The organism is Nonomuraea sp. NPDC050022, assembly GCF_044460705.1.
In the GTDB taxonomy this organism is placed as follows: Bacteria; Actinomycetota; Actinomycetes; order Streptosporangiales; family Streptosporangiaceae; genus Nonomuraea.
Map to the genome: position 1 here is coordinate 544,053 of NZ_JBITKE010000001.1, position 25,930 is coordinate 569,982.

Annotated in this window: 22 protein-coding genes; 5 read left to right on the forward strand and 17 right to left on the reverse strand. The window is 69.1% G+C overall.

The genetic code is table 11. From position 1 onward, the window contains the following. Positions 1 to 24: 24 nt before the first annotated feature. Together ACIBO2_RS02460 and ACIBO2_RS02465 are read left to right on the forward strand one after the other, a co-directional pair. Entirely contained in the window at positions 25 to 792 is a 768-nt protein-coding gene (locus ACIBO2_RS02460; protein WP_358547454.1) for an IclR family transcriptional regulator, read from the forward strand. Between the two features lie 103 nt (positions 793 to 895). Then, positions 896 to 1,453 (forward strand): hypothetical protein, encoded by a 558-nt coding sequence (locus tag ACIBO2_RS02465; RefSeq protein ID WP_358547451.1) that lies wholly within the window; start codon positions 896 to 898, stop codon positions 1,451 to 1,453. On the opposite strand, the gene ACIBO2_RS02470 is transcribed toward ACIBO2_RS02465, so the two are convergent. Beyond that, positions 1,408 to 3,363 (reverse strand): hypothetical protein, encoded by a 1,956-nt coding sequence (locus ACIBO2_RS02470; protein WP_358547448.1) that lies wholly within the window; start codon positions 3,361 to 3,363, stop codon positions 1,408 to 1,410. The genes ACIBO2_RS02465 and ACIBO2_RS02470 overlap by 46 nt on opposite strands. 407 nt (positions 3,364 to 3,770) lie before the next feature. Continuing rightward, a complete protein-coding gene (locus tag ACIBO2_RS02475; RefSeq protein WP_358547446.1) occupies positions 3,771 to 3,938 on the reverse strand; it encodes a hypothetical protein in 168 nt (55 codons plus the stop codon). Between the two features lie 348 nt (positions 3,939 to 4,286). On the opposite strand from ACIBO2_RS02475, the gene fxsT reads away from it, so the two are divergent. Beyond that, complete coding sequence (gene fxsT, locus ACIBO2_RS02480; RefSeq protein ID WP_397295706.1) at positions 4,287 to 6,767, forward strand: FxSxx-COOH system tetratricopeptide repeat protein; 2,481 nt, start codon at positions 4,287 to 4,289, stop codon at positions 6,765 to 6,767. Positions 6,768 to 6,773: 6 nt separating this feature from the next. On the opposite strand, the gene ACIBO2_RS02485 is transcribed toward fxsT, so the two are convergent. The 5 genes from ACIBO2_RS02485 to ACIBO2_RS02505 all read right to left on the reverse strand — a co-directional run bounded on the left by ACIBO2_RS02485 (position 6,774) and on the right by ACIBO2_RS02505 (position 11,337). Further along, positions 6,774 to 8,072, reverse strand: coding sequence for an HEXXH motif domain-containing protein (locus tag ACIBO2_RS02485; RefSeq protein WP_358547440.1), 1,299 nt, complete (start codon positions 8,070 to 8,072; stop codon positions 6,774 to 6,776). Continuing rightward, complete coding sequence (locus ACIBO2_RS02490; protein WP_358547437.1) at positions 8,069 to 9,304, reverse strand: FxsB family cyclophane-forming radical SAM/SPASM peptide maturase; 1,236 nt, start codon at positions 9,302 to 9,304, stop codon at positions 8,069 to 8,071. The genes ACIBO2_RS02485 and ACIBO2_RS02490 overlap by 4 nt, the downstream gene beginning before the upstream one ends. A 7-nt stretch (positions 9,305 to 9,311) precedes the next feature. Next, positions 9,312 to 9,809 (reverse strand): STAS domain-containing protein, encoded by a 498-nt coding sequence (locus ACIBO2_RS02495; protein ID WP_397295708.1) that lies wholly within the window; start codon positions 9,807 to 9,809, stop codon positions 9,312 to 9,314. Continuing rightward, on the reverse strand, positions 9,713 to 9,916 hold the full coding sequence (locus ACIBO2_RS02500) for a hypothetical protein (protein ID WP_358547435.1): 204 nt from the start codon (positions 9,914 to 9,916) through the stop codon (positions 9,713 to 9,715). Before ACIBO2_RS02500 ends, ACIBO2_RS02495 begins: the two co-directional genes overlap by 97 nt. 179 nt (positions 9,917 to 10,095) lie before the next feature. Next, positions 10,096 to 11,337, reverse strand: a complete 1,242-nt coding sequence (locus ACIBO2_RS02505) for an ROK family protein (RefSeq protein ID WP_358547432.1) — start codon at positions 11,335 to 11,337, stop codon at positions 10,096 to 10,098. A 1,043-nt stretch (positions 11,338 to 12,380) separates the two neighbouring features. Between ACIBO2_RS02505 and ACIBO2_RS02510 the strand changes: the two genes are divergently transcribed. After that, positions 12,381 to 13,070 carry an alpha/beta hydrolase gene (locus ACIBO2_RS02510; protein ID WP_358547428.1) on the forward strand — a complete coding sequence of 230 codons (690 nt, stop codon included), beginning with the start codon at positions 12,381 to 12,383 and terminating at the stop codon, positions 13,068 to 13,070. A 250-nt stretch (positions 13,071 to 13,320) separates the two neighbouring features. Here ACIBO2_RS02510 and ACIBO2_RS02515 read toward each other — a convergent pair whose 3' ends face one another. After that, positions 13,321 to 14,790 (reverse strand): M20/M25/M40 family metallo-hydrolase, encoded by a 1,470-nt coding sequence (locus tag ACIBO2_RS02515; RefSeq protein WP_397294960.1) that lies wholly within the window; start codon positions 14,788 to 14,790, stop codon positions 13,321 to 13,323. A 260-nt stretch (positions 14,791 to 15,050) separates the two neighbouring features. On the opposite strand from ACIBO2_RS02515, the gene ACIBO2_RS02520 reads away from it, so the two are divergent. Then, entirely contained in the window at positions 15,051 to 15,605 is a 555-nt protein-coding gene (locus tag ACIBO2_RS02520; RefSeq protein WP_358547422.1) for an RICIN domain-containing protein, read from the forward strand. A 77-nt stretch (positions 15,606 to 15,682) separates the two neighbouring features. Here the strand turns inward: ACIBO2_RS02520 and ACIBO2_RS02525 are convergent, their stop codons facing one another. The 9 genes from ACIBO2_RS02525 to ACIBO2_RS02565 all read right to left on the reverse strand — a co-directional run bounded on the left by ACIBO2_RS02525 (position 15,683) and on the right by ACIBO2_RS02565 (position 25,677). After that, positions 15,683 to 16,651 carry a sugar-binding transcriptional regulator gene (locus ACIBO2_RS02525; protein WP_225289899.1) on the reverse strand — a complete coding sequence of 323 codons (969 nt, stop codon included), beginning with the start codon at positions 16,649 to 16,651 and terminating at the stop codon, positions 15,683 to 15,685. Between the two features lie 113 nt (positions 16,652 to 16,764). Further along, entirely contained in the window at positions 16,765 to 17,775 is a 1,011-nt protein-coding gene (locus ACIBO2_RS02530; RefSeq protein ID WP_358547420.1) for a D-ribose ABC transporter substrate-binding protein, read from the reverse strand. Positions 17,776 to 17,907: 132 nt separating this feature from the next. Further along, a complete protein-coding gene (locus tag ACIBO2_RS02535) occupies positions 17,908 to 19,062 on the reverse strand; it encodes an ABC transporter permease (protein WP_358547418.1) in 1,155 nt (384 codons plus the stop codon). A gap of 29 nt (positions 19,063 to 19,091) precedes the next feature. Continuing rightward, entirely contained in the window at positions 19,092 to 20,627 is a 1,536-nt protein-coding gene (locus tag ACIBO2_RS02540) for a sugar ABC transporter ATP-binding protein (RefSeq protein WP_358547415.1), read from the reverse strand. Then, positions 20,624 to 21,274 (reverse strand): DUF2291 domain-containing protein, encoded by a 651-nt coding sequence (locus tag ACIBO2_RS02545; RefSeq protein WP_358547412.1) that lies wholly within the window; start codon positions 21,272 to 21,274, stop codon positions 20,624 to 20,626. The genes ACIBO2_RS02540 and ACIBO2_RS02545 overlap by 4 nt, the downstream gene beginning before the upstream one ends. Continuing rightward, positions 21,271 to 22,791, reverse strand: a complete 1,521-nt coding sequence (locus tag ACIBO2_RS02550) for an FGGY family carbohydrate kinase (RefSeq protein WP_358547409.1) — start codon at positions 22,789 to 22,791, stop codon at positions 21,271 to 21,273. Before ACIBO2_RS02550 ends, ACIBO2_RS02545 begins: the two co-directional genes overlap by 4 nt. Beyond that, a complete protein-coding gene (locus tag ACIBO2_RS02555; RefSeq protein ID WP_358547406.1) occupies positions 22,791 to 23,744 on the reverse strand; it encodes a transketolase C-terminal domain-containing protein in 954 nt (317 codons plus the stop codon). Before ACIBO2_RS02555 ends, ACIBO2_RS02550 begins: the two co-directional genes overlap by 1 nt. Then, positions 23,741 to 24,649, reverse strand: coding sequence for a transketolase (locus tag ACIBO2_RS02560; RefSeq protein ID WP_358547403.1), 909 nt, complete (start codon positions 24,647 to 24,649; stop codon positions 23,741 to 23,743). Before ACIBO2_RS02560 ends, ACIBO2_RS02555 begins: the two co-directional genes overlap by 4 nt. After that, on the reverse strand, positions 24,646 to 25,677 hold the full coding sequence (locus ACIBO2_RS02565) for a sugar phosphate isomerase/epimerase family protein (protein ID WP_358547400.1): 1,032 nt from the start codon (positions 25,675 to 25,677) through the stop codon (positions 24,646 to 24,648). The genes ACIBO2_RS02560 and ACIBO2_RS02565 overlap by 4 nt, the downstream gene beginning before the upstream one ends. Positions 25,678 to 25,930 lie beyond the last annotated feature (253 nt).

Sequence of the window (25,930 nt, forward strand, 5' to 3'; positions counted from 1 at the left end):
GGAGCTCTGATCGTGGAGCCGCCGATGCCGTCAGCCGCCGTGAAGACCGGGCCGGTCGTGGCGCGCGCCCTGCAGATCCTTGGCGCGTTCACTCCCGATCGGCGGTCGCTGACGCTCAGCGACCTGTCCCGGCACTCCGGGCTGCCCGTCTCCACTGTGCACCGGCTGGTGGCAGACCTCGTGGCCTGGGGCGCGCTGGAACGGGGCCCGGCCGGCTGCTACCACATCGGCCTGCGTCTGTGGGAGATCGGCTCGCTCGCCCCGCGCGGGCTGGGCCTGCGTGAGGCCGCGCTGCCGTATCTGGAGGACCTGTCGCAGGTGACCCGCGAGAACGTGCAGCTGGCCGTGCGGGAGGGCACCGAGGTCGTGTTCGTCGAACGAATCGCGGGCAGCGGCGCGGTGCCGGTGCTCACCAGGGTCGGCGGCCGCTTCGCGCTCACGGCCACCGGCGTCGGCCTGGTCCTGCTCGCGTACGCCCCCGCCGACGTGCAGGAACAAGTCCTGGCCCGCCCCGTCGAGCGGTACACCCAGCGCACGCTCACCACCGCCCACCAGATCCGCGCGGCCCTCGCCGGCACCCGCGCCCGCGGCTACGCCGTCAGCGACCGCCAAGTCACCATGGACGCCCTGTCCGTCGCCGCCCCGATCCACGACCTCGACGGCGGGGTCGTCGCCGCCGTATCCCTGGTCGTCCACCACGGCACCGCCTCGACCCAGGCACTCGCCCACCTCGTACGCACCAGCGCCCGCGCCATCTCCCGCGCCCTCCCGCCGTTCGCGGCCGGGCGCTGACGAGTTCGCGTCGAGCGACGAACCGCAGGCTCTGAGCAGAGCGCCGCCCCCTAGCGGCGAACGGTGATGCTCGTATGCGCCGTCGCGATGACAGACTCGCAGTATGAATGCCTCCGTTGTGACGGCCATCATCTCGGCGGTGGGTGGGATCATCGGCGCGCTGAGCGCTCTGGGCGGGGTCGCGCTCACCAACAGGGCCAACGCCAGAAAGGAGGAGCGCGAAGCGCGGCGCCGCCGTGAGGAGCAACGGCAGCAGGCGCGCGAGCAGGCCTTCGGCGACCTGCTGGGCGGGGTGCTGAAGCTCCGGTTACAGATCGAGGTCGCGGCTCAGCATGGCTGGGAGGACATGAACACCAGGCTCTCCGCGATCGAGGAGCAGGCCGCGTCCGTGGGGGATCTCGCCTCCCGCGTGGCCGTGTTGTCGCCGGGCCAGGCGGCGCGGACGGCGCGGACGTTGGCGACGGCCGCCTACGGGCTGGCCAGCCAGGCCACCCAGCACACGAGGATGAACTACGACGGTGACGGCCAGTTCGTGAGCGGGCAGATGCTGGAGCGTCCGTCGTTCGATCGGCTGGATCGGTGCGTCGACGACTTCAGTCAGGCGGTCGTCAGCGCTCAGGGCGAGGGCGACGAGCTCGTGGGGCCGATCTCCGAGAGCTGAAGGGCCGCCGCGCGCTGGTGGGGCGCGAGCGCGGGAGCGGTGGCGGCCAGGGACCTGCGGGCCAGGTCGGCGGCGCCACTCTGGTTGCTGCCCAGGGCCCGTACGCGGGCGGCGTACAGCAGGGCGGGCCCGTTCTGGGCGCCGACCTGGAGCGCGGCCTCCATGTCCTCTTCCGCGTCGCGGGAGTTGCCGGTTCCGACGAGGGCGAGCGCGCGGGCGGCGCGGCCTTCCGGCCGCAGGTATCGGCGCACCTGGTTGAGATCGTGGAGCGCCTTTTCCGACTGGCCGAGGTCGGCCAGCATCTCGCCGCGCGTCCGCAGGGCCTCCGAGGTGCGGGAGTCGGTGTTCAGTACGTCGGTCAGCACGGTCACTCCCGCCCGGCCCTGGCCGGCCTGCCACAGCGTACGGCCGAGCTCCGTCTGCAGGGCGAGGTCGGTGGGCAGGCGGCCGACGGCGGAGCGCATGGTCTCGACGGCCTCGACGTCGAGCCCCTGAGCCAGGAGCGCGTGGCCGATGGCGGCCAGCGTATTGGCCACGGCCGTGTTGTACTGCAGGGCCTCGAAGAGTGACGCGGCGGCGCGGTAGTGGGCCAAGGCATGCTTGTAGTCGCCGCGCAGGTGAGCGACGTCGCCGAGCCTCGACTCGGCCTCCGCGAGGAGCGGGAGGTCGTCCTCACCGGCGGCGGCCAGAGCGGTGCCCGCGTTCTGATCGGCGGCGTCGAGGTCGCCCCGGAACAGCGCCGACTCCGCCGCCGACAGGTGACGGGCAGGAGTGGTGTCGCCGGCGCGCAGCTCTGTGACGTCGAGTCTCGTGAGGGGGCCTGCAAGGAGCTCATGGTGCAGCTGGTAGGAGCCGTGGCTCGCCGCCAGCAGGTAACGGTCCTGGAGCGATTGCAGCACGCTGCGCGGGAAGCCGTCGCGGGCGGCATCGTCGTCGCCGGCGGCGATGCTCGTGCCGGTGGCGGCGGCACGCTGCAGCCAGGACGCCAGACGCAACGTCGAGGCGTGGTGGTCGATGGCCACGTCGGCGATCACCTGGCCGCAGAACTCGCGGAGCGAGCGGTCGATGCCGGGATGAGCGCGTACATCCTGGGCGGTGATGACGGTCGCCTCGGCGGGCAGCGCCGCCCACAACCGCGAGCAGACAGCCTGGAGGAGCACGGGATCCACGGACTGCCGCCGGCCCGCGAGCGTGGTGACGAGCTGCTCGGCCACGCCCTCGTCGTACCATCTGCCGCTTCCCTCGACGGGACGTTTGACGGCCTGCACGGCCTCGTCCATGGTCAGCGGGCTCAGGTGGTACGGCGACTCGAAGCGCCCGAGCGCGGCCTCCAGGGCGGCTGTCCCCTCCTCACGGACGGAGAGGAGCAGGTGGACGTCGGGCAGCTCGGTGACGATCTCGCGGAGCTGGTCGAGGAAGCCCGCGCGGTAGGGGTCGAGCCGGGGATGGCGCTCGAAGACGCCCTCCACCTGGTCGATCGCGACGAGGAGCGGGCCACTTCGGCCGCGCCTGCGGTTGGTCCAGCCGTCGGAGCGCAGGAACTCGTACAGAGACAGTCCGGCGAGGTGGTTCTGCGGGGTCGAGGGCGACCAGGACGACAGGAGCGCCAGCGTGTACGGGTTGTGGCCGGGAAGCGCGGCGAGCGCGGGTGGCGGCGGGCCGACGGGCCGACCCACGGGCAGGACGTCAGCGGCGCTGGCCGCGTCGACGAGCTTGGCGTACAGGAGCGAGGTCTTGCCCGATCCAGGCGGTCCCGTGAGTACGCTCACCCGATGGCGCTGCCAGCGCTCGGCGAGTGCGCTCACCGCCTCGGAGCGTCCGAAGAATTGGCCGGCCTCCGCCGCCAGAAAAGGGCGGGCGCCGACGTATGGTTGCTGATCGACATAATGGGCCATCACGCTGACGGTCATCGCAGCCATCCCATTCGAAATGGGGGCCCTGCAAGCAGGATCGGCTTACGGCAGGAGGTTTCGGCGGGGCTCGAATTCTCGTCGTCGCGGAGCTGCGCGAATGGCTTTCGGCCGCATTGCGGAGCGGTAACGGTGAGGAGAGGCTCGGGCCGGGTGCGCGATTGCCGTGGAGAAGATGGCGGCTGCTCAGAAATGCTGCCGACTCCTCTCAAGGGACGTGCGGTCGCCCGGCGGAGCCCGGTCCGACGTATGGCGAAAGTTTATGCCGATGACCGATGCGGTCATGCCACGACTCACCGTGCGGGGGGCGTGCTCGCGCTCCCGTGCCTGATGGGGTCGCATACCGGTCGCCTCCCGTTACACAGCCGCTGGGCGATGGCTGCAGTCCGTGTCGAGGGTGGAGGATCTCATATGCTCTGCTGGAACCCGAGGAGCGCCCCACTCTGGGTCAGCGCCCTCTTCACCGCCTGGCCGAACACGGACGGGTCTTCCGCCGCGAGGGCCGCGATGTCGCGGAGCGAAGCCCCGGAAAGGTCGAGCAGGCTACTGTCGCCTTCGTCGACACGCTCGTGCAAACCATCCTCCTGTCCCTCCACTGAAACTCCACATTTCGGGCATGTTGCTCGCGTCGGCGAGACCGGGCGAGCCCTCCTCGTGAAGGCATACCTGCCACAGCATCACCCATACGACGGACCTTGCCTAGGGGGCGACCTCGGCCATGGCAAAGTTACTGACCTGGCGGAACTATCGAACACTAGATCATGTAACCGCAGATTTGCTCCTCTATGTCCGCTTAGATGACAGCATGAGCGCGTTAAGCGAAATCGACTAGTATGCGGAATGCTTACCTATACGGTGTCGTGCTAGGAGGCATGCTCTGGTGTTGCTAGGATCGGCCTGTGACGCAGCGCGGATTGCCAGAGGTGTGGAGCGAGAAGATACCCCCGCGCAATAAGAATTTCACCGGCCGAGATGACCTTCTCGAGCAACTACATGCCGGAATCGCATCGGATGTGACCGCGGTCGTGCCGCATGCCCTTCATGGCATGGGCGGGGTTGGTAAGACTCAAGTTGCCGTTGAGTACGCATGGCGCTATTCGTCCGAGTATGACGTGGTTTGGTGGATTTCTGCGGACCAGGAACTTCTGGTGCCCGGGGCCCTGGCCGCGCTCGCGCCACGACTCGGCCTCCCTCCGGCGAAGGCCGTCGGCATCGACGACACGGCGGCGGCCGTGCTGCACACGCTGCGCCGGGGCGAGCCGTACGACCGCTGGTTGCTGATCTTCGACAACGCCGACCGGCCCGAGGACATCAACCAGCTCATCCCGCGCGGCCCGGGACACGTGCTCATCACCTCGCGCAACCAGCAGTGGCGCAGCGTCGTCGAGACCGTCCCCGTTGACGTGTTCACACAGGGCGAGAGCGTGCAGTTCCTGCACAAGCGCGTGTCCAACGCGCTGCGCGACGTCGACGCCAGACGGCTCGCGGACGAGCTGGGGCACCTGCCGCTCGCTCTGGAGCAGGCGGGAGCTCTGCAGGCCGAGGCGGGCATGTCGGTGGAGGAATACCTCCAGCAGCTGCAGAAGCACATGTCCGACACGTTGCACATGCCCAAGCCGCTGGACTATCCGCTGTCGATGACAGCGGCATGGCGGCTCTCGGTGAGCCAGCTGGAGCAGCAACTTTCCGAGGCCGTCGAATTGCTGCGTTACTGCGCGTTCTTCGGCCCCGAGCCCATTCCAGTCGATGTCTTCCGCTGGGGGCCGAAAGAGGGGGTGGACCCCGGTCTGCGGCAGATCCTCGACAGGCCGCTGCTGCGCAGCAACGCCATCCGCGTCATCGGTCGTTTCGCGCTCGCCAAGGTCGATCCCGACACCCGCACGCTCCAGGTGCACCGGCTCATCCAGGCGCTGCTCCGCGCCGACCTCAGCGATGACGAGCAGGACAACTACCGCAGAGGGGTTCACCTGCTGCTGGCGAGCGCCGCGCCCGGATCCCCCGGCGACGAGGCAACCTGGACGCGTTTCAGCGAGCTGGTCCCGCACGTCGCACCTGCGGACCTGGCGAGCACCCGCGATCCGAAGGTCAGGGACTCCGCGCTCAACATGGTGCGCTACCTCTACATGTCGGGCCAGCACCAGACCGGTCGCGCTTTCGTCGAGAGCTTCCTCAAGCAGTGGACGCAGGACTCCGGCCCGGATGATCCCCACTCGATCGACGCCCAGGCTCAGCTCGGCACGGTGCTGCGCGAGCTCGGCGACTACCCCAAGGCCCACGAGACCGACCGGTCGGCCCTGGAGCGGGCGAGCGAGGTCTTCGGGCCCGAGCATCCGAGCACGCTGTTCATCGCGCAGGGCTTCGGCGGTGACCTGCGAGCGCTGGGCGACTTCAACGAGGCCAGGCGGCACGACGAGGAGGTCCTCAGGGGCCACGAGGCCACCTATCCGCCCGACCACGACGAGTTGCTTGCCGCCAAGAACAACCTGGCGCTCGACTACGCCCTGATCAGCAACTACCAGCTGGCGCGGGCGATGCACGAGGAGGTCTACACCGCCTCCGACAGGATGAGCGACATCAGTAAGGTCGTCTACCTGCTGCGCTATGGGAACCTGGCCCGCGTCGTACGCCTGTGCGGCGACTACGAGAATGCCTGTGACCTGGGTGAGGACGCCCATGCCTTCGGTGTGCAGGAGCTGGACGTCGAGCACTGGGTCACGCTGCGCACGGCCAAGGACCGCTCGATCGCCCTGCGTCGTGCCGGCCGCGTCGACGACGCCACCCAGCTCGCGGAAGAGGTCTACGAGCGCTACAAGCGTCTTTTCGGCCCTGGCCACCCCGACACGCTGGCCGCCGCCATGAACCATGCCAACACCCTGCGCACCACCGGCCAGATCAACACCGCGTTCGTGCTGGCCTTGGACACGATGAACCGCTATCCGCAGGTGTACGGCCAGGAGCACCCCTATAACCACGGCTGCGCGGGCAACCTCGCTCTGCTGCACAGGGTGCGGGGGGACGCGGAGAGCGCGCGCAAGCTGAACGAGCAGTGCCTGCACGGCCTGGACATTCGTTTGACCCGTGACCACCACTACTCGCTCGTGGTCGCGATCAACCTGGCCAGCGACCTGACGATGCTCGGGGAGCTGAGCGGGGCGCAGAGCCTCAGCGAGGACACCTACGAGCGGTCGCGGCGGCTGATGGGCGAGACGCACCCGCTGACGCTCGGGTGCGCGGCCAACCTCTCCGTGGTGATGCGGCGGCTGGGCGCCGAGGAGAAGGCCGAGGAGCTGCTGTCGCGAACTCTGGAGCAGTACCGGCGCGTGCTCGGCCCCGAGCACCCCGACACCGTGGTGGCGGGAGAGGCGCGCCAGCTCGACTTCGACTTCGACCCGCCGCCGATCTGAACCCATCTAGCCTTTCGGCCCATTGGCCTGTTGCCAGCGGGTCAGGTGGCGCTGTGCCTCCTGCTGGGCCCTGGTCAGGGCGGCTGGTGGTACGGGCTCGTTCTTCCAGCCGGCCAGGACACGGTGCATGTGGCCTGCGAAGGCCTTCCCGGCCGGCGTGAGGAGGCCGGAGGTCATGAGGGTGTCCACGGCTCCCAGGGCCCCTGCGCGCCATCGGGCGAACTCGCTGTGGGCATGGATGCCCGGCTCGTGCGCGCGCTGGCGGCGCCAGAAGGCGCTGACACCCAGATAAGCGTAGGCGCCCTGCAGCAGCCCCGAGGCGGGCCTTGGGTCCTCCCTCCACGGGGCGTAGAACCTGAGACCCTCGTCATCGGGTTCGACCAGGGCGACGACGTCCAACAGGGCTCCGAGCTTGGCGTGCTGGACCTCGTGGGCCAGCGTGGCGGCGAGCGTCAGGCCGTCCGCGGGCGCCGACAGGCCCACGGCGCCGAAGGCGTCCGAGGCGGTACCGCTCACCACGCCGTGGGCGGGCGAGCGGAGCGGGCTCAGGACGCGGTGGGCGGCCTGGATCTCCGCGGCCGTCGCTAGGTGGTGGGTGGTCAGGATCTCCCAGGCCCGCTCCAGGGCGGAACGCCAGCCGGGGAGGTCGGCGGCGGGCAGCCGGTCGGCCAGGTCGGCCTGCATGCGGTAGGGGTCGAGGTCGTCGACTATGAGGTCGAGGGCGCGGCCGTTGGCGGTGGCGGCCAGGCGGCGCAGGCCGCGCCACCGCAGCAGGTCGATGGAGTGGTCCTCGGGGATGGTCACGTCGCCGCCGGGGCTGATGACCTCGGCCCCGCCGGGCGTGCTGCGTACGGTGGCCGGGCCGTCGGACACGAGGGCCTCCCCCACGGACGGCAGCAGGAGAGATCCGCCGCCGGCGCGGGCCTCGATCGTCAGCGGGGCGCGCGCCCTGACCGCGGCGGCCGCGGCGACGGCGGCCAGGCGGCCGGGGTCGGCTTGCGCGGGATCGCGGTCGAGCAGGAGCAGGGTCGAGCGGAGCCAGGCGCCGACGGCCGGGTAGAGCAGCACGCTCTCGACTGGGCCAGGAGCGTCATCCTGGAGCGCGGCGAGCCGGTCGTAGGCGCCGGCCGTCATGGCGGCGTCCGGGTGGCCGGTGGTCGCGGCCCGCTCCACCACGCCGCGCAGCAACAGCAGGTGTTTGCTGCGTTCGACGGCGGCGAGCTGCAGCACCGCCTCGGCGCCGCCGGCGCCTTCCGCCAGATCGGCGAACACGTCCTCGGATATCCGGTGCCTGCGGAGGTTCATCGAAGCCTTTCCAACAGGGCACCGAGATCGGCGGCCACGGCACGTCTCACATGACGGATCAGTTTCAACAGGTCGGGACAGTAGACCGAGGGATGGACGAAACCGTGTCCGGCCCGGTATCGGTGGGTGAACTGCCCGCCCCCGCACACGTCGCGTAAATCGCAGGAAAGGCATTCCGCCGCCAGGGCCGACACGCCTGATTGGCGGGCCACCGCCTCGGGCCGGAACAATGCCTCGTCGAATGAGTTGGCCGCCACGTTGAGCCCGGTGGCGAGTGTGTCGGGAATGCTGGATTTCACGGTATCGGAGAGCTCTATGGCCCCGTCGGTGTCGATGACCAGAACGGAAATGGGGGAAAGCCCGACCGTTTCGCTGTTCGACCGGCCGCCGAACAGCAGATGGATGATCTCGCTGAAGAGGCGGACCTCCGTCTCCTTGCGCGGAGCGGAGTACCAGCGGTCGAAGGCGGCGATGAGCCAGTCGGCATAAGGCGTGTCCGAACTGCCCGGAACGCGGCCCGGCGGGGGAAAGGACCAGTTGCCGAGCGGGAGCAGGAAGTCGATTCTGGGCGGCCCGTGTTCGAGCAGCGCCTCGTAGGTGCGCACCGGGTCGTTACGAAGGTCTATCGTGCACAACAGCCCGCTGAACAACTGCGGGAACGACTCTCGCAGCAGCCGCAGAGAACGGGCGACAGCATCGTGGCTGCCCTTCCCATTCGCGAATATCCGGTGCCGGTCGTGCGCGCGCCGGTCGCCGTCGAGGCTTACCGCGACAGCGATATCGAGGGCGTCGAACAAGCGCAGGAATTCGGCATCGAGCCGGACGCCGTTGGTCTGTATGCGGGTGTTCACGCGCGCCGATCGGCCGACGGCCTCGCGGGTGGCCGTGACGATGCGGGAAAGGAGCTCGGAGCCGGCGAGCAGGGGTTCGCCGCCATGGAGTATCAGCTCGACGGCGGGCAGCCGGTGCGCCCGCACGTGCTCGGCGACGCGTTCCGCGGTGTGCGCGACGGTGCGGGCCGACATGCGAATGGGCTGGTCGCGCCAGCTCTGGTCGGCCATTTCATAGACGTAGCAGTAGGTGCACGACAGGTCGCACCTGCTGTTGACCTTCAATACGAATTCACGAAACGGGGCGGGACGCCACCCTCGGGACCTGAGCTCGGCCACGTCCAGCGTTTTCGGCCACTCCGTACGGTCCGCGCACTCCATCGATCCGAGGTCCGCCGCCACGCCTTGATCATCTCCCCGAGGTGAGCATTCGGCGCGTCATTGCGCAATCGCTGGATAGTGCACAACCACTATGAGCGTGTAAAGGGACGCCGTCAAACCCCGCCGGCGCTCTCCGCGTGGTCATGAGAATCGCCGAAAGAGTCGCCGAAATGCGCCGTCTAACGCGGATGGCCATCCCCGGGATGGGGTGGCCATCCTGTCGGCCGGTGGACCGGGATCCCTCCGTGGCCACCGCTCGTTCCGCGTCCAGTTCTGTCCCCATCGCGTCCAGCGCCGCTGCTGCTGCTGTCGCGTAAACAGGTAGTCGTTGTGTCAGCCCGGTGACCTCAAATAGTCGTGCGGGCTGGCGTGACGGCTCCGCGAAGGTCGCGGTGCGCCCCGCGCCGCGCCGGCGGTTGTCGCGCTGGATCAGCGCTCCCAGGCCGGCCGAGTCGATGAAACCGCGTCGGCCGGATCGACCAGGGCGATCGAGGCCGGGCCGCCGCTCAGATAAGCGTCGAGCCAGTTCGTGATCTGACTGGCGCTCGTGATGTCGAGATCTCCGAAGGGGTGCAGGACGAAGATTTCTCTCTTTAGATTCGCCAGTGGACGGAAGGTATCCACCTTCGCCACTCTGCTTTCCCGGCTCGGTCGGATAGCGTCCAGGAAGGAATTCGGCGCCGATTCCGGCATTTCCTTGAAATGGCGTTTCCGCCAGTACTTAGGTCTTCGGTGAGCAGGAGCCGCCGACTTTCGAGGGGTTCGACGTGGAGCCGCTGGGCGGATGATGGCCGGCGGGGGCTAGGTCACCTTCAAGGTACGGGGCCAACGTCAACCTGGCGACGATATCCCCTGCTGACAACCTCGACCGGATTGTCCAGCAGTTCGGCGAAACCCAGCTCAGCACCGCCGACAAGGGTCGTGTCATCTCCCAGCGCCGCGATCCGCAGTTTCACTCGTTCGCGCGAAACTGGCAGTACATTGGCGGCGATGCGATCCCGCACCTGTGCTGAGGCCCCTCGGTAAACATCGCGCAGTATTCCGCCGAAGACCACGACGCCCGGGTTGAACAGGTTGATCAGATTGGCGACCCCGACACCCAGCCAATCCCCGACGTGGGTCAGCGCTGCTTTGGCGGATTCGTCGCCTCGCTCGGCAGCGTGTACCACGGACGCCACCGCGTCACGCCCGATCAACCCAGGAGGCCAGTTGGCCGCACTGAGCAGCGCGTCCTCCCCGACCTCCGCTTCCAGGCACCCGCGCGAACCGCACCCGCACGGCCGCCCGTCATGTGCGTTCACGATCATATGACCGGCCTCGGCGGCGTAGCCGTCATTGCCGTCCAGGCGTTTGCCGTCGACGATGATGCCGCCGCCCACGCCGACATCGCCGTGCAGATAGATGAGATTCCGGAATCCGATCCCAGCGCCCCTCTGGTTCTCCGCGACCGCACCCAGGTGAGCTTCGTTGCCAACTCGCACCGGCAGGCCCAGGGCCAAACGGCGCTCAAGTTCCGGGCCGAATGCCTGATCTACCCAGCCGGTGTTGGGGCCGAATCGCACGGTGCCGTCCGCCGGCCGGATCATGCCGCAGAACGACGCGCCAATGCCTGCACATACGGCGTCGCTGGGGACGTCGCGGAGTAGTTGGCGGGCGAACTCGGCGAGAGTTCCAACGACATCGTCCAGGTCGGGGTACTTGCGTTGGCGCACGGCCTCACGGCGATCGAGTATCACGCCGCCCAAGCCCACTCGTGCGGCCAGCAGTCGGTCCACTGCTACGTCAAAGGCGAGCACGAAGACGCGATCAGTGTTCGGGCTGACCACCAGGGACGGTCTGCCCGCTCTGTGGGTGTCCTGGGGAAGCTTTTCCTCGACCATGCCCAGTGCGGCAAGTTCGGCGGTCAGGCCCATGATCGTGGTGCGGTTCAGCCCCAGCTTCTCCCCGAGCACAGCACGTGAAGTCGGACCGTTCAGGTGGACATGGCGTAGTAACGCCCCGAGGTTTCTCCGGCGGGTCTCCTCATTAGGCGCCCCGGGTTTTGCGATCTTCATGAACCGAGTCTCCCGGCTGCTTCAATCCATTTCCACTGCATCGGGGTCCACGAGAGATCCCGTCCCTCCGGGGACCCCTGTCCGCGGCGCTGGCCGCGTGGCCGGCGATCGCGTTGGTGATCTCCTACGAGCTGATCATGTGGGTGGTTCGCTCGGGTCGCGAACTTGCCGATCGCGTGTACGACGCGGGGGAGCCCGAGCGTGTGTACGACGCCGGGCAGCCCGAGCGCGCGTACGACGCCGGGCAGCCCGAGCGAGTGCTCGCCGAGCCCGCACCCCTGAGCGTCCCGAGCGGTCACTCAGACCAGGCGCCGCAGGTGCCACAGCCCGGGGCAGTGGTCACGTCACGCCGCAGATCGACCCGGGCGAGCCGGCGCAGGAAGCAGGCGAGCGCCGGTCAGTGTCCGGCGAGCCCGAACTGGCGGCCCTACGGGCAGGCCAAGATGCCCTGGCGGGCCAAGACGCGCCGACAGGCCAAGACGCGTCGGCGGGCGAAGTCCGTGAGGACAGTGACCGGCGAGCGCGGGGGAGCGAGGTCCGTGAGGACAGTGACCGGCGAGCGCAGGCGGGCGAGGTCCGCGAGGATGACGACCGGCGAGCGCGGGTGGCGGCCTTGCTTGCGCAGGATCCCAACATGACCGGCGCCGCGCTCGCCCGTACGCTCGGGGTGCACGAGACCACCGGCCGCAAATACCGCCGCGAAGCACTCAACGGCAGCGGTCGTTCCGCCTGACGCGCGCCAAACCGGGGCTCGGCGTCGGCAGGGGCCTTGGGCGACCATGGCCACGGGGTGCCCGTGTCGGGGGCAACCATGGTCGGGGGCCCATGGAGGACCGGAAGCAGGCTCTCCCGCTCCTCCAGCCGGGTCAGTGCGGCGGGTGCTGGGTCCACTTGCCGTTCACTAACTAGGAAGTACGCACTCCTACGCTTCGGACGTGAGTGACGAGGCGATGCAACCGACCGGGGCTTGAGGTCAGAGCGCACGGGTGGCTGTTGACGTCCAGTCACGTCTGCATCCCACCACTACGCGAGGAGAAAGCGTCATGAGCTCCACTGCGGTCAACGTCGTGCTCGTGCACGGCGCGTTCGTCGACGGGTCGGGCTGGCAGGGTGTCTACAACCTGCTCAAGCAGGACGGCTACCGGGTCAGTGTCGTTCAGAACCCCACGGTGACGCTGGAGGGGGACGCCGAGGTCACGCGGCGGGTGCTGGATCTCCAGGATGGTCCCACCGTGCTCGTCGGACACTCCTACGGTGGCGTGGTCATCACCGAGGCCGGTACTCATCCGCGGGTGTCGGCGCTCGTCTACGTCGCCGCGTTCGCGCCCGACAAGGGCGAGAGCGTGCAGTCGCTGCTCGCCGACTCGCCGCCGGGTGCGCCGGCGCCGCCGATCGTGCCCCTGGAGGGTGGGTTCCTCGCTATTGAGCGGGACAAGTTCCATGGTGCCTTCGCGGGCGATCTGCCGGCGGAGTTGGCGGCGTTCATGGCCGACTCGCAGGTGCCGTGGGGCGTGGGCGCGGCCGGCGCCGCGGTCACCGAACCCGCCTGGCGCACCAAGCCGGCCTGGTACCTGGTCGCCTCCAGTGATCAGACGATCCCGCCGGCCGCGCAGCGGGCGATGTCCGCGCGTGCGGGTGCCACCGTGGTCGAAGCCGAGGGCAGCCACGCCATCTACATCTCCCAGCCGGAGGCCGTCGTCGCGCTGATCAAGCAGGCGGCCGCTGCCGGCTGAGTGAACGATCCGTAGATCCGGTGGACGCCTCCGCGCGTCGACGGCGGCGTAGAAGAGAAGAAGCGGTCCGCACAGCGTATTCGCCGCATGTGAGCTCTTCGTGCAATGGCCATGGAACGCCTTTAGGGAGGAGAACCATCACTGCGAAAAGGAGAACACATGCGCCATCGCGGCGGTGTCATCCGGCCAGAGGCACTACGGGGGAACGGCCATGGGCAGCCCGGGATGAGCTCCCGGGCTGCCCCAGGCGTCAGCTGGCGGGGGTGTGGCCCGCGCCGGTCTTGTCGGCCGTCTGGTTGGTAGGTGTCGGTACGTTGTCGCGCTTCACCATCGGCACGCTGTTGGCGAACGTCTCAGTCGCGTACGCCGCGCCGTCCGCGAGCTCGTTCAGGAGGGTCGTGTTGACGTTGTTGTAGGTGTCGCAGGCCTGGTGGTAGCAGGGGTCATAGGCCACCCCGGCCGTGCCGCCGAAGACGGCGGCCTCCTCAGCCGTCTTGACGGTGTCGGTGCCGGACCGTACGCCGCCCGCCGGGATGCCCGCGTCCATGAACGACTGGTAGTCGGAGCTACCGGTGAACGCGTCCTGCTTGAGCGGGAGCTTGCGCCCGGCGTAGTAGTCGGTGAAGGCCTTCTCGATCGCGTCCGAGCCGGCCGGCGGCTTGGAGCTGTTGGTGCCGAGTGAGTCGTCACCGTCCAGGACACCGCGGACCCCGTTCGGGGAGCCGATCATGTCGAGGTTCAGGTAGAGCGCGATCTTTGCCTTCTCTTCGGCGCTGAGGTTCGCCACGTAGTACTTGGAGCCGAGGTCGCCGCCCTCCTCGGCGCCCCAGAAGGTGAAGCGGACCCGGTTGTTGACCCGGCCGCGAATCTCGCCGATCTTCTGGGCGATGGTGAGGACCGTCCCCGCGCCGCTGCCGTTGTCGTTGATGCCGGGGCCCGCGGCCACGCTGTCGAGGTGGGCGCCGACCGTCACCACGCGGTCAGGATTGCCGTATGCGGTCTCGGCCACGATGTTGGAGGTCGTGCGCTGTTCGCTGATGGTGTCGGTCTTGATGTGGAGTTTCAGGTCGCCCGCCTTGGCCGCCTGAACCAGCTCGACGCCCAGCTTGTTGGTGAAGCCGATCAGCGGGATGGTGAACGGGCGCAGCGCCGTACCCTCCACTGGCGCATCGGGGACATCGGGCCGCTGATAGTAGGCGACCGCGCTCGCGCCGGCCTTCTGGGCGTTGTCCGTCTTGACCTCGAAGGTACAGCCGCCCCGGCGAATGAGCGCGATGCTGCCGGCGGTGAAACCGGCGAAGTCGTCGGCCTCGCAGCCGCTGCCCAATCCGGCCGCGTCGGGATCCACGGCCACCGCGGCGGCCGTCACGTCGCCGGCGCCCGAGTAGTCGAGAGTGCGGTAGTCGGTGCCATGGATGTAAGAGGTCGGGGACGGAGCGGTCTGCGCGAAGACCGAGGGTGTGACCTCTTTATAGAAGGGAAAAGCGAAGCGCTGGATCGTGGGTTTGTAACCGGCCAGTGTGAGTTTGGCCACAACATAATTCGCTGACTTCTCGAATCCGACCTCGCCCGAAGCGCGGTTGCCGCCGTTGTTGTTGGCGATCGTCTGGAATGCCAACTGGTGCGGCCGGATGTCCTTGAGTTGGACCAGGTCAGCGAGGCTCGGGGTGCCGGCGTTGGCGGACGGTGCCGCGCCGAGGGTTGCCGCTAAGCCGATCAAGGTGCCAATAGCGATTTTGCGCACGTGTGCCCTCTCAAGTTCATGACTGACTTCGCGAATCTGAGTCAAGAGATCCGCGCAGATCCAAGATCATAGCCATGGTTTCTGTGGGATAGAGGGCTTACGTGATAAATGCGATGATATTCCAGACTTGCTGCTCTTTGTGGCCAATGCCCGATCACCCTTGGCGCACCATCCCGGTGGAACGGCCATGGAACGCCCCTAGAGACGAGAACCGTCACCGTTCGAAAGGAGACCACATGCGCCACCAGACTGGCTTCCAGCGCCGCGTGTTGACCGTCCTGGTCATGTTCGCCATGGCCCTCGGGCTCCCGGCCGCCGCCCAGGCGAGCGCTCTTTCCTCGACTGCCTTGCGCAGCAACGCCGCCAGTACCGCCAAGTGCATCGGCCTGGCGAACAACGGCAGCACCGCCAACGGCACCCCGCTCGTGATCTGGGACTGTCACTTCCACCCCGACCAGATCTGGCAGGGCAACAACGACCGCTCCATCCGTACGCTCGCCGGCAGCGGCAAGTGTGTGGGTCTGGCGAACAACGGGAGTACGGCTAATGGCACTCCGCTGGTGATCTGGGACTGTCATCTTCACCCGGATCAGCAATGGAGGTTCGCGGCCCTGGGCGCCAACATCTACTCCATCCGCAGCTTCGCCGCCAGCACCGCCAAGTGTGTCGGTCTGGCCAACAACGGCAGCACGGCCAATGGCACTCCGCTGGTGATCTGGGACTGCCACCTCCACCCCGACCAGCAATGGGGGCTGCCTGACTCTCCCGCGGCCTTCGGATTCGCTTCCTGATCGAGGTCTTCGCAGCCGGACGCGCTCAGGACCACCCTAGGAGGAGGTCCTGGGCGCTACCGGCTGACAGGAGACACCTACGCGCGGCCCAGCAGGGCTCGGGCCACCTCGACGTCCGTGATGAGGATGTTGATCCAGCGCCCGCGTACCGCTCCCCGGATCGCGGCGAGCTTGGCCGCGCCGCCCGCGACCCCGATGCGGCGCTCCACCGCGCGCAGCTGGTCGGGGGCGATGCCGATGATGCGGTCGTCGAAGTCGGCTTCCACGGCTCGGCCGTCGGCGTCGAAGTATCGAGTGCAGACGTCGCCCACGGCGCCGAGTTCCTGGAGCTGGCGCTGGTCCTCGGGGGCGATGGCGTTGCCGGAGCGGCGGAGCAGCGGGGAGGGTTCCAGGGTGCCGATGCCGAGGAGGGCCAGCGTGAGCCGCGACCATGACTTCATGACCTCGGCGACGGCGGGCTCCTTCGACAGCATGTCGCGGAGTTCGCGGCTGTGGACGAGCGCGGCCGACGGTGCGAAGACGGGCCGCGCTCCGGTCAGCTCGGCGAGACGGCTGGTCAGGCGGGTCGCGTGCAGTTGTACTTCGGGGCTGCCCGATCCGCCGACTATCTGGACGACCTCTTCGGCGACGGGCGTCGTCTTGGCCCGCATGACGTTGATCGCCTCCAGGAGCGTCGCGCTCCAGGAGGAGATGCCGATGACGTCGCCGCCTTTGAGCGTCGCGTCGAGGTAGGTGGCCGTCGCGGCGGCGAGCGCGGGGATGACGTCAGGCCCCACGCCCTCGGTCTCGACGACGACGGCGTCGCGCAGCCCGTACTGCTCGACGAGGGCTTCCTCGAGCTCGGCGTGCACGCCGTCGGGGGAGACGACCACGGTGCGTACGACAGCGCGGTCGGCGGCCTCTTTGAGGAGGCGCGAGACGCGCGGCTGCGACATGTTGAGATGGGCGGCGATCTCTGGCTGGCGGAGCCCGCGCTCGTGGTACATGCGGGCCACCTTGACCAGCAGCCGCATGTGGTCGGGGCTGGGAGTCGAAGCGATCACCACGTGAGTTCCCCGTCCTTCCTCGCTCCGGTGAGCGCGTCGCCCGGAGCGTCCGGTCTGCATGCTAGACGTTGGAGCGGCTAGAGGCGATGTCGTCGCCCCTAGCCTCCGGCGCCTCAGAGTTTCGCGAAGACGCCGTACTGGTCGGCGTTGTCCTTCGTAATGATCTCGCAGTCGATCGACTGCTTCTCCGGCTGCCCGGTCGCGCCGGTCTTGACGAACTTGTCGGCCTGCTCGACCGCGGTCGTGGCGCCGAGCGCGGCCGGCTGCAGGGAGGTGGCGAGCATGGTTCCGGCCTTGATCTGCGCGATGGCGTCCGGGCTGCCGTCGAAGCCGACGACGATGACGCCGCTCTTCTTGGCGGCCTTCAACGCCGCCACGGCGCCGAGTGCCATAGTGTCATTGCCGGCGATCACGCCTTGGATGTCCGGGTTGCGCTGGAGGATGGTCTCCATCTTGCTGAAAGCCTCCTGCTGGTCCCAGTTCGCGGTCTGCTGGGCGACCCGCTTCAGGTCCGGGTACTGCGAGATGACGTCGCCGAAGCCCTTGGAGCGCACGCCGGCGTTGGTGTCGGATTCCTTGCCGGTGAGCTCGACGTAGTTGCCCTTCTCCTTCATACCCTTCACGAACTCCTGGGCGGCCAGCTGGGCTCCCTGGGAGTTGTTGGAGACGATCTGGGCCTTGGCGATGCCGGTCTGGTTGATCTCCCGGTCGATCAGGAAGACCGGGATCCCGGCGGTCGTGGCCTTCTGCACGGGGCCGATGGAGGCGTCGGCGCCGGCGTTGTCGAGGATGATCGCCGCGGCCTTGCGCGAGATGGCCGAGTCGATCAGCTCGCTCTGCTTGTTCGGGTCGTCGTCGTGGGAGTCCACCGAGGTCTGGTAGCCGAGCGACTCGGCCTTCTTCTTGGCCGCGTCCGCCTCGGCCTTGAAGAACGGGTTGTCCGGCGAGGGGGTGATGATCGCGATCAGGTTGCTCTTGGGTGCGGAGGCGCTCGACGACGAGGAGGCGCTCGACGCCGTCGAGGCCGCGGGTTCGCCGGATGATCCGCATGCGGTCAGCGTCAGCAGCCCTGTGGTCAGGGCCGCCGCGGCCTGGACGACCAGGCGACGGCTGGGATGGGACATGGTTTACCTCCTGGAAGACGCGCCGGCGTGGACGCGGGATGGGGGGTGGGAACGGTTCTGGAACCGTTCCGGTGCGGAAGTCTGGAAATGGAAATGGGGTGGGACGAGGGTCGGCGTTTGGAAAAAGGAAGGTCAGCGGGCCGGGGCGCTGGGTCTGACCGGTTCGTCGTCGGTGGTCGCCGGTTCGTCGGCCACCGCCACCGCGACCGCCGAGGCGGCGGCGCCGCGGCGCTGGAAGCGCTGCTGGGTCTGGTCGAGGATGACCGCGACGATGATCACGGTGCCCTTGATGAAGATCTGCCAGAACGTCGAGACGCCGACGATGACCAGGCCGTCGGCGAGGAAGCCGATGACCAGGGCGCCGACGAGAGTGCCGCGTACGTTCCCGCGTCCGCCGGACAGGGCGGCGCCGCCGATGACGACGGCCGCGATGGCGTTCAGTTCGAAGCTGTCACCGGCCTGCGGCGCGGCCGAGGTGAGCTCGGAGGCGATGATGAGGCCGGACATCGCGGCGCAGGCGCCGGAGATCATGTAGACGATCACCTTGACGCGCTGGACGGGGACGCCGGTGAGCTCGGTGGCCCGCTCGTTGCCGCCCGTGGCGTAGAGCCAGCGGCCGAAGGGCGTCGAGCGCAGGAGTACGGCGACGACGGCGGCGAGGATGATCATGATCCAGATCGCCACCGGAAGGCCGAGCGGCCGGCCGCCGCCGATCCAGTCGAAGCCGGTGTTGTGAGTGCTGGGGTCGCCGCCGAGCTTGGGATAGGTGGTGCCGCCGGAGATCAGGAGCGCGGCGCCGCGCGCGACGTACAGCATGCCCAGCGTCGCGATGAAGGGCGCGACGTTCAGTCTGGTGATGAGCAGGCCGTTGATGCTGCCCATCACGGTGCCGGCCGCGATGCACAGGATGACCACCGCCCACACCGGCGGGTAGGCGATGACGCCGAACAGGCTCAGATGTACGCCCTGGAGCAGTTCGCCGGCGATCACGCCCGACAACCCGACGATGGAGCCGACCGACAGGTCGATGCCGCCCTTGAGGATCACCAGCAGCATGCCGAGCGCCAGGACGGCGTTGATGGCCACGTGCTTGATCATCGTGATCAGGTTGTCGACAGTGAGGAAGGAGTCGGACAGCAGGGCGAAGACGATGATCAGGACACCGAGCGCGATGAACGCACGTAGCTCGAAGATCGAATTGAGCGTCTTCAGGCGGCGCGCCTCTGCCGCCGCCCGGCGGCGTTGGCGCAGCACGGCTGCGTGGTCGTTGGTCAGGGTGTCAGCCATGGCTAACCTCTTCAGTGGTGTTGGCGCTGTCAGTCATGGCTGACCTCTTCGGTGGTGTCGGCGCTGTCGGCCAGGCTCATCAGCTGGTCGCGGGTGATCTCGCCGGCCCGGAGGTCGGCGATCAGCCTGCCGCGGACCAGGACGAGCAGGCGATCGGGTATGTGCAGCGCCTCTTCGGTCTCAGATGTGGTGAACAGCACCGCCAGGCCGCGTTCGGCCTGCCGCGCCATCAGTTCGAAGACGTCGGCCTTGGCGGCGACGTCCACGCCGCGGGACGGTTCGTCGAGCAGCAGTACGCGGGGGCCGGTCATCAGGGCCTTGCCGATGACGACCTTCTGCTGGTTGCCGCCGCTCAGCGAGCCGATCGGGGCGTCGGGGCCGCTGGTCTTGACGGTGACATCGGTGATCATCGTCTCGACGGCGGCGCGTTCCTTCGTGCGGTTCACGAACAGGCGGCGGACGAAACCGGTCAGCGCGGCCAGGGACAGGTTCTGGCCCACGCTCATCGTCTGGACCAGCCCGTCGCGCTGGCGGTCCTCGGGGACCAGGGCCAGCCCGGCCTGGATGCGGCTGCGTACGGTGCCGACGACCGGCTCCCCGTACAGGCGGATCTCTCCCGATTCGGCGTGCAGGCGGCCGGCCAGGCATTCCAGAAGTTCGGTACGGCCGCTGCCCATGAGCCCGTAGATGCCGACCGTCTCACCGGCGCGGACGGTGAGCGAGACGCCGTCGACGGCCAGGCGGTCGGGGTTGGCGGGGTCGGCGACCGACAGCTCGACCATCTCCAGCGCCACCGGCCCGAGTTTGGGCTCGCGGGCCGGGAAGAGGTCGTCCTGGTCGCGGCCGACCATCTTGCGGACGACCCAGGCGAGGTCGACGTCGGCGGCGGCGGCCGTGGCGACCATGGAGCCGTCGCGGAGCACGGCCACGTCGTCGGCGATGTCGAGCGCCTCCTCCAGGTGGTGGGAGATGTAGACGATCGCCACGCCTTCGGCCGTGAGCTCGCGGATGACCTGGAAGAGGACCTCCACCTCGGGGGCGCTCAGTGCCGACGTCGGCTCGTCCATGATCAGGATCCGGGCGTCCTGCAGCAGCGCGCGGGCGATCTCGACGAGTTGCTGCTGGCCCAGCCGCAGGTCGCCGACCATCAGATCGGGGTTCAGCGCCCCGTCCAGACGGCGGAGCACGCCGGCCGCCATCGACCGCATGGTCGCGCGGTCGACGAGGACGCCGCCGCGGGTCCGCTCCCGGCCGAGGAACAGGTTGTCCTGGATGCTCAGGTTCGAGCACAGGCTCAGTTCCTGATGGATGATCGAGATGCCGCGATCGGCCGCGTCGCGGGCGCTGCCGAACTCGACGACCTTCCCGTCGAGCTCCACCTGGCCGGTGGTGGGCGACTCGACCGCGCTGAGGATCTTCATCAGCGTCGACTTGCCGGCGCCGTTCTCGCCGAACAGCACCACCACGCGCCCCGGGACGATGTCGAGCGAGACGCCCTTGAGCGCCTGCGTCCCGCCGTACACCTTGGTGACGTCGACCGCCCGCAGCACCGGAGTCGCCGTCACGACGCCGCCTCGACGGAGATCGGGGTGATGGTCAGTACGTCGGCGGTCAGCGGTGTCATCGCGCCGACCACGGTGACCTTCTTGCCGTCGAGTGACGGGACGTCGAGCGACGACAGCACCTTCGCCTTGACCTCGTTGTTCAGGGCGGTGCCCGCGTCGGCGTAGTCGACCTGGTTGACGAACTGGCCGAACGCGATGAAACCGACCGCGTCGCGCAGCGCCGTGCCGTTGATGGCCGGGCCGATCTGCACCTGGACCCTGGCCTTGCCGATGCCGGGCACCTCGACCGGCAGCAGGCCGCTCTTCGCCGAACCGGCGGTGCCGGTCAGCGTGACGGCGTAGCTGTAGGGCCCGGTGCCGGCGCGGTGGCCGTACTTCTGGCCGGCCGCGTCCGTGTCGTCGGCGATCGCCTTGCTCAGCGTGACGATGTCGACGGCCTTGCCCTTGATCGCCGGTACGACCTTCGGCCCGTAGGTCGCGGCGCCGTAGCGGGCCGGGTCGAACTTCGCCTGCTCGCCGGCGCGCGGCGCGGTGTCCGAGCGGTACGTCGTACTGGCGATGATCGCGATGATCACGAGCACGAGCGCGATCAGGCTGCCGCGGCCCAGCGTGAGCCGGCCGGGCCGGGTAGATTGCACTGCTGTCATGACGTACTCCCGTTCGCGCGTGCGCCGAGGTCGCGGGCGACCGTGAGGCGCTGGTGCCATCTCGCCGCGGCTGCCCTGCGGTGCTCCGCGCTCCAGTCAGGGGTGAAGATCTCCACGTCGCCGTCGGCCCGGCGTTCGAGGTCGCCGGTGGTCCACAGGCCCAGTCCGAGCCCGGCCAGGTCCGCCGCGCCGCCCGCCGACAGCTCGTGATGCCGGGTGCGGGCCACCTCGACATCGCTCAGGCCGGCCTGCAGCCGCATGAGCGCGGCGCTGCGGGTCAGGCCGCCGTCGGCGACGATCCGGCGCAGGCCCGGCATAGCGGTCAGGACGTCGTCGACCTGGTGCGCCACCGACTCCAGGGCCGCCCGCGCGAGCTGCTCCCGCCCGGTGCCGAGATCGAACCCGGCCAGCACCGGCACCGCCCGGGGGTCCCACCACGGCGCGCCCAGGCCGCCGAAGGCCGGTACGAGGGTGACGTCGCCCGCGTCGGAGCCAGCCGCCAGGTCGACGACCTGGTCCGCGGAGATGCCGAGCAACTCCGCCAGCCAGGTCAGGGTCCGGCCGGTGGAGCGGATGTTCGCCTCCCTGGCGAACGTCGGCCGCTGCCCGGTCGACCAGGCGATCGTGTCGCAGACCGGACTTCCCGACCCACCCGACCCACCCGACCCACCCAGCCCACCCGGACCGCCCGGACCGCCCGGCGACTCCGCGACCGTCATCACCGACGATCCCGTGCCGTAGGTCACCTTGACCACGCCCGGCCGCCAGCCCGCGTGCGCGAACAGCGCGGCGTGCGAATCGCCCAGCACCGCGAGCACGGGCACCCCGGCGGGCAGCGGATCCAGGTCGCGGACCGTGCCGAAAGGGCCGGTGGAGGCGACGACGTGGCCCAGCGCCGCGCGGGGGACGCCGAAGATGTCCAGCAGTTCGTCGTCCCAGTCACCGGTCGCCAGGTTCAGCAGCTGAGTACGGGAGGCGTTGCCCACCTCGGTGACGAACTCGCCGGTGAGCGCGTCGAGCAGCCACGCGTCCACGGTGCCCAGGCGCAACTCGCCGCGCCCGCTGCGCTCGCGCGCCGGATCGTGCCGGTCGAGCAGGGCGCCCATCTTCAGCGCCGAGAACATGGGATCCAGCGGGAGCCCGGTACGACCCCGGACCAGGTCGCCGTACCCTTCCTCCAGCAGCTGGGCCGCCCGGTCCGCGCCGCGCTGGTCCTGCCAGCCGACCAGCGGCGCGACCGGCCGGGTGGTAGCCGCGTCCCACAGGACCACCGACTCGCGCTGGGTGCTCAGCCCGATCCCGCGTACGGCCCGCGGATCGTCCTGCCGCAGGCAGGCGGCGGCGGCGTCGCGGACGCTGCCGAGCAGTTCCTCGGCGTCCTGCTCCGCCAGCCCCGGAGCCGGGTGGCTCTGGGACAGCGGCGCACTGGCACGGGCCACGACCTGACCGGCGGCGTCGACCAGCAGGGCCTTGGTGGAGCCGGTGCCCTGATCGATGGCGAGGACGAGCGGTTCCATCAGACCCGTCCCAAAGCCTCACGGGCGGCCTTGACGATGCCCTCGGCGTTCAGGCCGAAGTGGTCGAGCAGGAAGGACGTGCTTCCCGTCGGTGCGAACGTCGGGACACCCAGCATGCGTACGGGGACCGGATGGCGCTCCGCGACGACCTTGGCGACGGCGGCGCCCAGGCCGCCGGACAGCAGGCCCTCCTCCGCGGTGATGATCGCGCCGGTCTGCTCCGCGGCGGCGACGACCTCGGCCACGTCCAGCGGCTCGACGAAGGTCATGTTGACCACCCGCGCGGTGAGGCCCTCCGCGCGCAGGAGCGCGGCGGCGTCGAGGGCCCGCGAGACCATCGTGCCGATCGCGATCACGGTCACGTCGTCGCCTTCGGCCAGGCGCGTCGCCCGGCCGGCCACGAAGGGCGCGCCCGCCGGTGTCACGGCGGGGACCTTGAAGCGGGGGATCCGGATATAGGAGGGGAGACCGGACGCCGCGGCCCAGCGTATGGCGTCGCGGGTCTGCGACGGGTCGGCCGGGACGACGATGCGCAGCCCGGGGACAGCGCGCATCCAGGACAGGTCCTCGATGGAGTGGTGGGTGGGTCCCAGCTCGCCGTACGCCATGCCCGGACTCTGCCCGCACAGCACCACGTGCCGGTCGCTGTAGGCCACGTCCGCCTTGATCTGCTCCAGGGCGCGCCCGGTGAGGAACGGCGCCGCGGCGGAGACGAAGGGGATGAAACCGGCGTTGGCCAGGCCGGCTGACACGCCGACGAGGTCCTGTTCGGCGATGCCGACGTTGATCAGGCGGTCGGGGAACTCCTCGCGGAATTTGACCAGGTTGCTGGATCCGACCGAGTCATTGCAGACCGCCACGATCCGCTCGTCGGCGCGGGCCAGGGCGGCCAGCTCCTCGCCGAAGTCGACGCGGCAGTCGAACGTGGGCGCCTGCTCGGCGAGGGCGGTCATCGGCTCAGCTCCTCGAGCGCGAGCTGGACCTGCTCGTCGGTGGGCACCTTGTGGTGCCACTCGACCCGGTCTTCCATGAATGAGACACCCTTGCCCTTGACGGTGTTGGCGATGACGGCGACGGGCTTGCCCGTCGACGACGGCGCGTACGCCTGCTTGATCGCGGCGTGGTCGTGGCCGTCGATGACGCGCACCTCCCAGCCGAAGCTCGCCCACTTCTGGTCGAGCGGCTCCAGCGACTTGGTGTCCTCGGTACGCGCGCCCTGCTGCAGCCGGTTGCGGTCGACCACGGCCGTCAGGTTCGCCAGCCCGTAGTGGGCGGCCGTCATGGCCGCCTCCCAGTTGCTGCCCTCCTGCATCTCGCCGTCACCGAGGACGACGATGGTGCGCCAGGTCTCGCCGCGCAGCTTGGCGCCGAGGGCGCAGCCGGTGGCGACCGGGAAGCCGTGCCCGAGCGGGCCCGTGTTGGTCTCCACGCCGGGCACCTTGACCCGGTTGGGGTGGCCGTTCAGCGGCGACAGCGGCGCCATGTACTCGGCGAGCCGCTCCTGGGGGAAGAAGCCGCAGGAGGCCAGCGTCGAGTACAGCGCGGCGGCGCAGTGGCCCTTGCTCAGCACGAACCGGTCGCGCAGCGGGTTGGCCGGGTCGTGCGGGTCGAGCCGCAGCGTCCCCCACATGGCGGTCACCAGCAGGTCCGTCACCGACAGGTCGCCGCCGACGTGCCCCATCCGGGCCGCCTGGATGGTCGTGAGGATGTCGCGCCGGATACGCGTGGCGATTCCGGCCAGCTCGGGGGCCGCCTCGGCGGGCGAGGCCGCGCGCAGGAGCGCGCTGCGCTCGACGTAGGCGTTGGCGACGGGCGCGTCCAGTTCGAGGGGCCTGGACGCGGTCTTCACGGCGGTCATTCGGACTCGCTCTCGGCGAGTGCCCGGTAGAGCGCCCGCTTCGCGATGCGCTGGGCGCCGAGGGCGTCCTGCGCCGACTGAGCGGCGGCGAGCGCGTCGCGGTCGAGGTAGCCCAGTGCGTGGTGGAAGGCGCGCATGGTACGGATGCCCGCCCGCGCCGCCTCGACGGAGTCCTCGCGGAACGGGAACTGGTCGAGCTGCCAGACGCCCTCCCAGCCGGCGTCGCGCAGGGCGAAGAAGAACTCGAACGTCTCCAGCAGGTGCACCGAGCCGACGACCATGTCGTCGTCCCAGCCGCGGAAGTTGTCGTTGACGTCGATCGCGAAGAGTTTTCCGCGGCTCATCGCCATCTTGGCGGCCTCGGCCGGCGTCTCGCCGCCGTACAGGGAGTGGCCGAAGTCGAGCAGGATGCCGACGTTGTCCACGCCCATGTCCTCGATCGCGAGCAGGGTGCGCGCGACGGAGGAGAAGACCATCCGGTTGCGCGGCTCGCGCGGCTTGTACTCGATCGCGAACTTCAAGTCGGGGAAGGCCTGCGCGAGCTCGCGGACCGCGCCGACCGACTTGTCCCACAGGTCGGTGTAGTCGGCCTGGAAGGGATAGTCGTAACCGTCCTGCCCGGGCCACAACTTGATGTAGTCGACACCCAGCTCACGCCCGACTTCGGCCGCGGCCGCCACCAGGTCGATGGCGTCCTGGCGTACGGCGGGGTCGGGGTTGGTGAAACCGCCCTTGGCGAACTTGCCCGTGTAGAACTCGGGCGTGACCGCGATCGCGCGCAGGTTCTGCTCGTCGAGCGCCGCCCGCACCTCGGCGGTGCTGATGCCGCCGGGCGGAAACGGCCAGTTCAGGTCGACGACGGAGAGGTCGCCCACTGCCCCGGCAAGCTTGATGCAGTCCAAGACCGTCTTCGGCTCGCCGTAGCCGTCGGTCGCATACCGGTCGACATAGGTGGCGAAGTGCCAGATGCCGGCCCCGTAGACCGGCTCATCGTAGGGCTGAATGTTTATGCGATCACGATCAGACATGCAAGCAAGTTACGGGAGGATGAAAAGAGGTGTCAATGGGGCGCCCTTGGTCATGTGTCGGCAACCTTGACGACATCCAGGAGCAGCATGAATACTGCGCATGCCATTCGCCACTCAGCGGTGAATAGGCATTCACAGAAGAGTTGCTGTGCCTCCCTCCAGGCTCCCGCCCCCCGGAGTAGGCGACGTATCCGGGCATGGCCTGCGTGATCGCGGCTCTCGACGGGGCCGCTCAGTACGCTCCCGCGCGTGA

What these genes read in the sequence shown, in the direction of transcription:
- ACIBO2_RS02535 (WP_358547418.1), bottom strand. Translation starts at nt 19,062, where the DNA reads ATGGCTGACACCCTGACCAACGACCACGCAGCCGTGCTGCGCCAACGC.
- ACIBO2_RS02460 (WP_358547454.1), top strand. Translation starts at nt 25, where the DNA reads ATGCCGTCAGCCGCCGTGAAGACCGGGCCGGTCGTGGCGCGCGCCCTG.
- ACIBO2_RS02560 (WP_358547403.1), bottom strand. Translation starts at nt 24,649, where the DNA reads ATGACCGCCGTGAAGACCGCGTCCAGGCCCCTCGAACTGGACGCGCCC.
- ACIBO2_RS02465 (WP_358547451.1), top strand. Translation starts at nt 896, where the DNA reads ATGAATGCCTCCGTTGTGACGGCCATCATCTCGGCGGTGGGTGGGATC.
- ACIBO2_RS02485 (WP_358547440.1), bottom strand. Translation starts at nt 8,072, where the DNA reads ATGAACCTCCGCAGGCACCGGATATCCGAGGACGTGTTCGCCGATCTG.
- ACIBO2_RS02470 (WP_358547448.1), bottom strand. Translation starts at nt 3,363, where the DNA reads ATGACCGTCAGCGTGATGGCCCATTATGTCGATCAGCAACCATACGTC.
- ACIBO2_RS02550 (WP_358547409.1), bottom strand. Translation starts at nt 22,791, where the DNA reads ATGGAACCGCTCGTCCTCGCCATCGATCAGGGCACCGGCTCCACCAAG.
- ACIBO2_RS02530 (WP_358547420.1), bottom strand. Translation starts at nt 17,775, where the DNA reads ATGTCCCATCCCAGCCGTCGCCTGGTCGTCCAGGCCGCGGCGGCCCTG.
- ACIBO2_RS02555 (WP_358547406.1), bottom strand. Translation starts at nt 23,744, where the DNA reads ATGACCGCCCTCGCCGAGCAGGCGCCCACGTTCGACTGCCGCGTCGAC.
- ACIBO2_RS02565 (WP_358547400.1), bottom strand. Translation starts at nt 25,677, where the DNA reads ATGTCTGATCGTGATCGCATAAACATTCAGCCCTACGATGAGCCGGTC.
- ACIBO2_RS02545 (WP_358547412.1), bottom strand. Translation starts at nt 21,274, where the DNA reads ATGACAGCAGTGCAATCTACCCGGCCCGGCCGGCTCACGCTGGGCCGC.
- ACIBO2_RS02505 (WP_358547432.1), bottom strand. Translation starts at nt 11,337, where the DNA reads ATGAAGATCGCAAAACCCGGGGCGCCTAATGAGGAGACCCGCCGGAGA.
- ACIBO2_RS02520 (WP_358547422.1), top strand. Translation starts at nt 15,051, where the DNA reads ATGCGCCACCAGACTGGCTTCCAGCGCCGCGTGTTGACCGTCCTGGTC.
- ACIBO2_RS02510 (WP_358547428.1), top strand. Translation starts at nt 12,381, where the DNA reads ATGAGCTCCACTGCGGTCAACGTCGTGCTCGTGCACGGCGCGTTCGTC.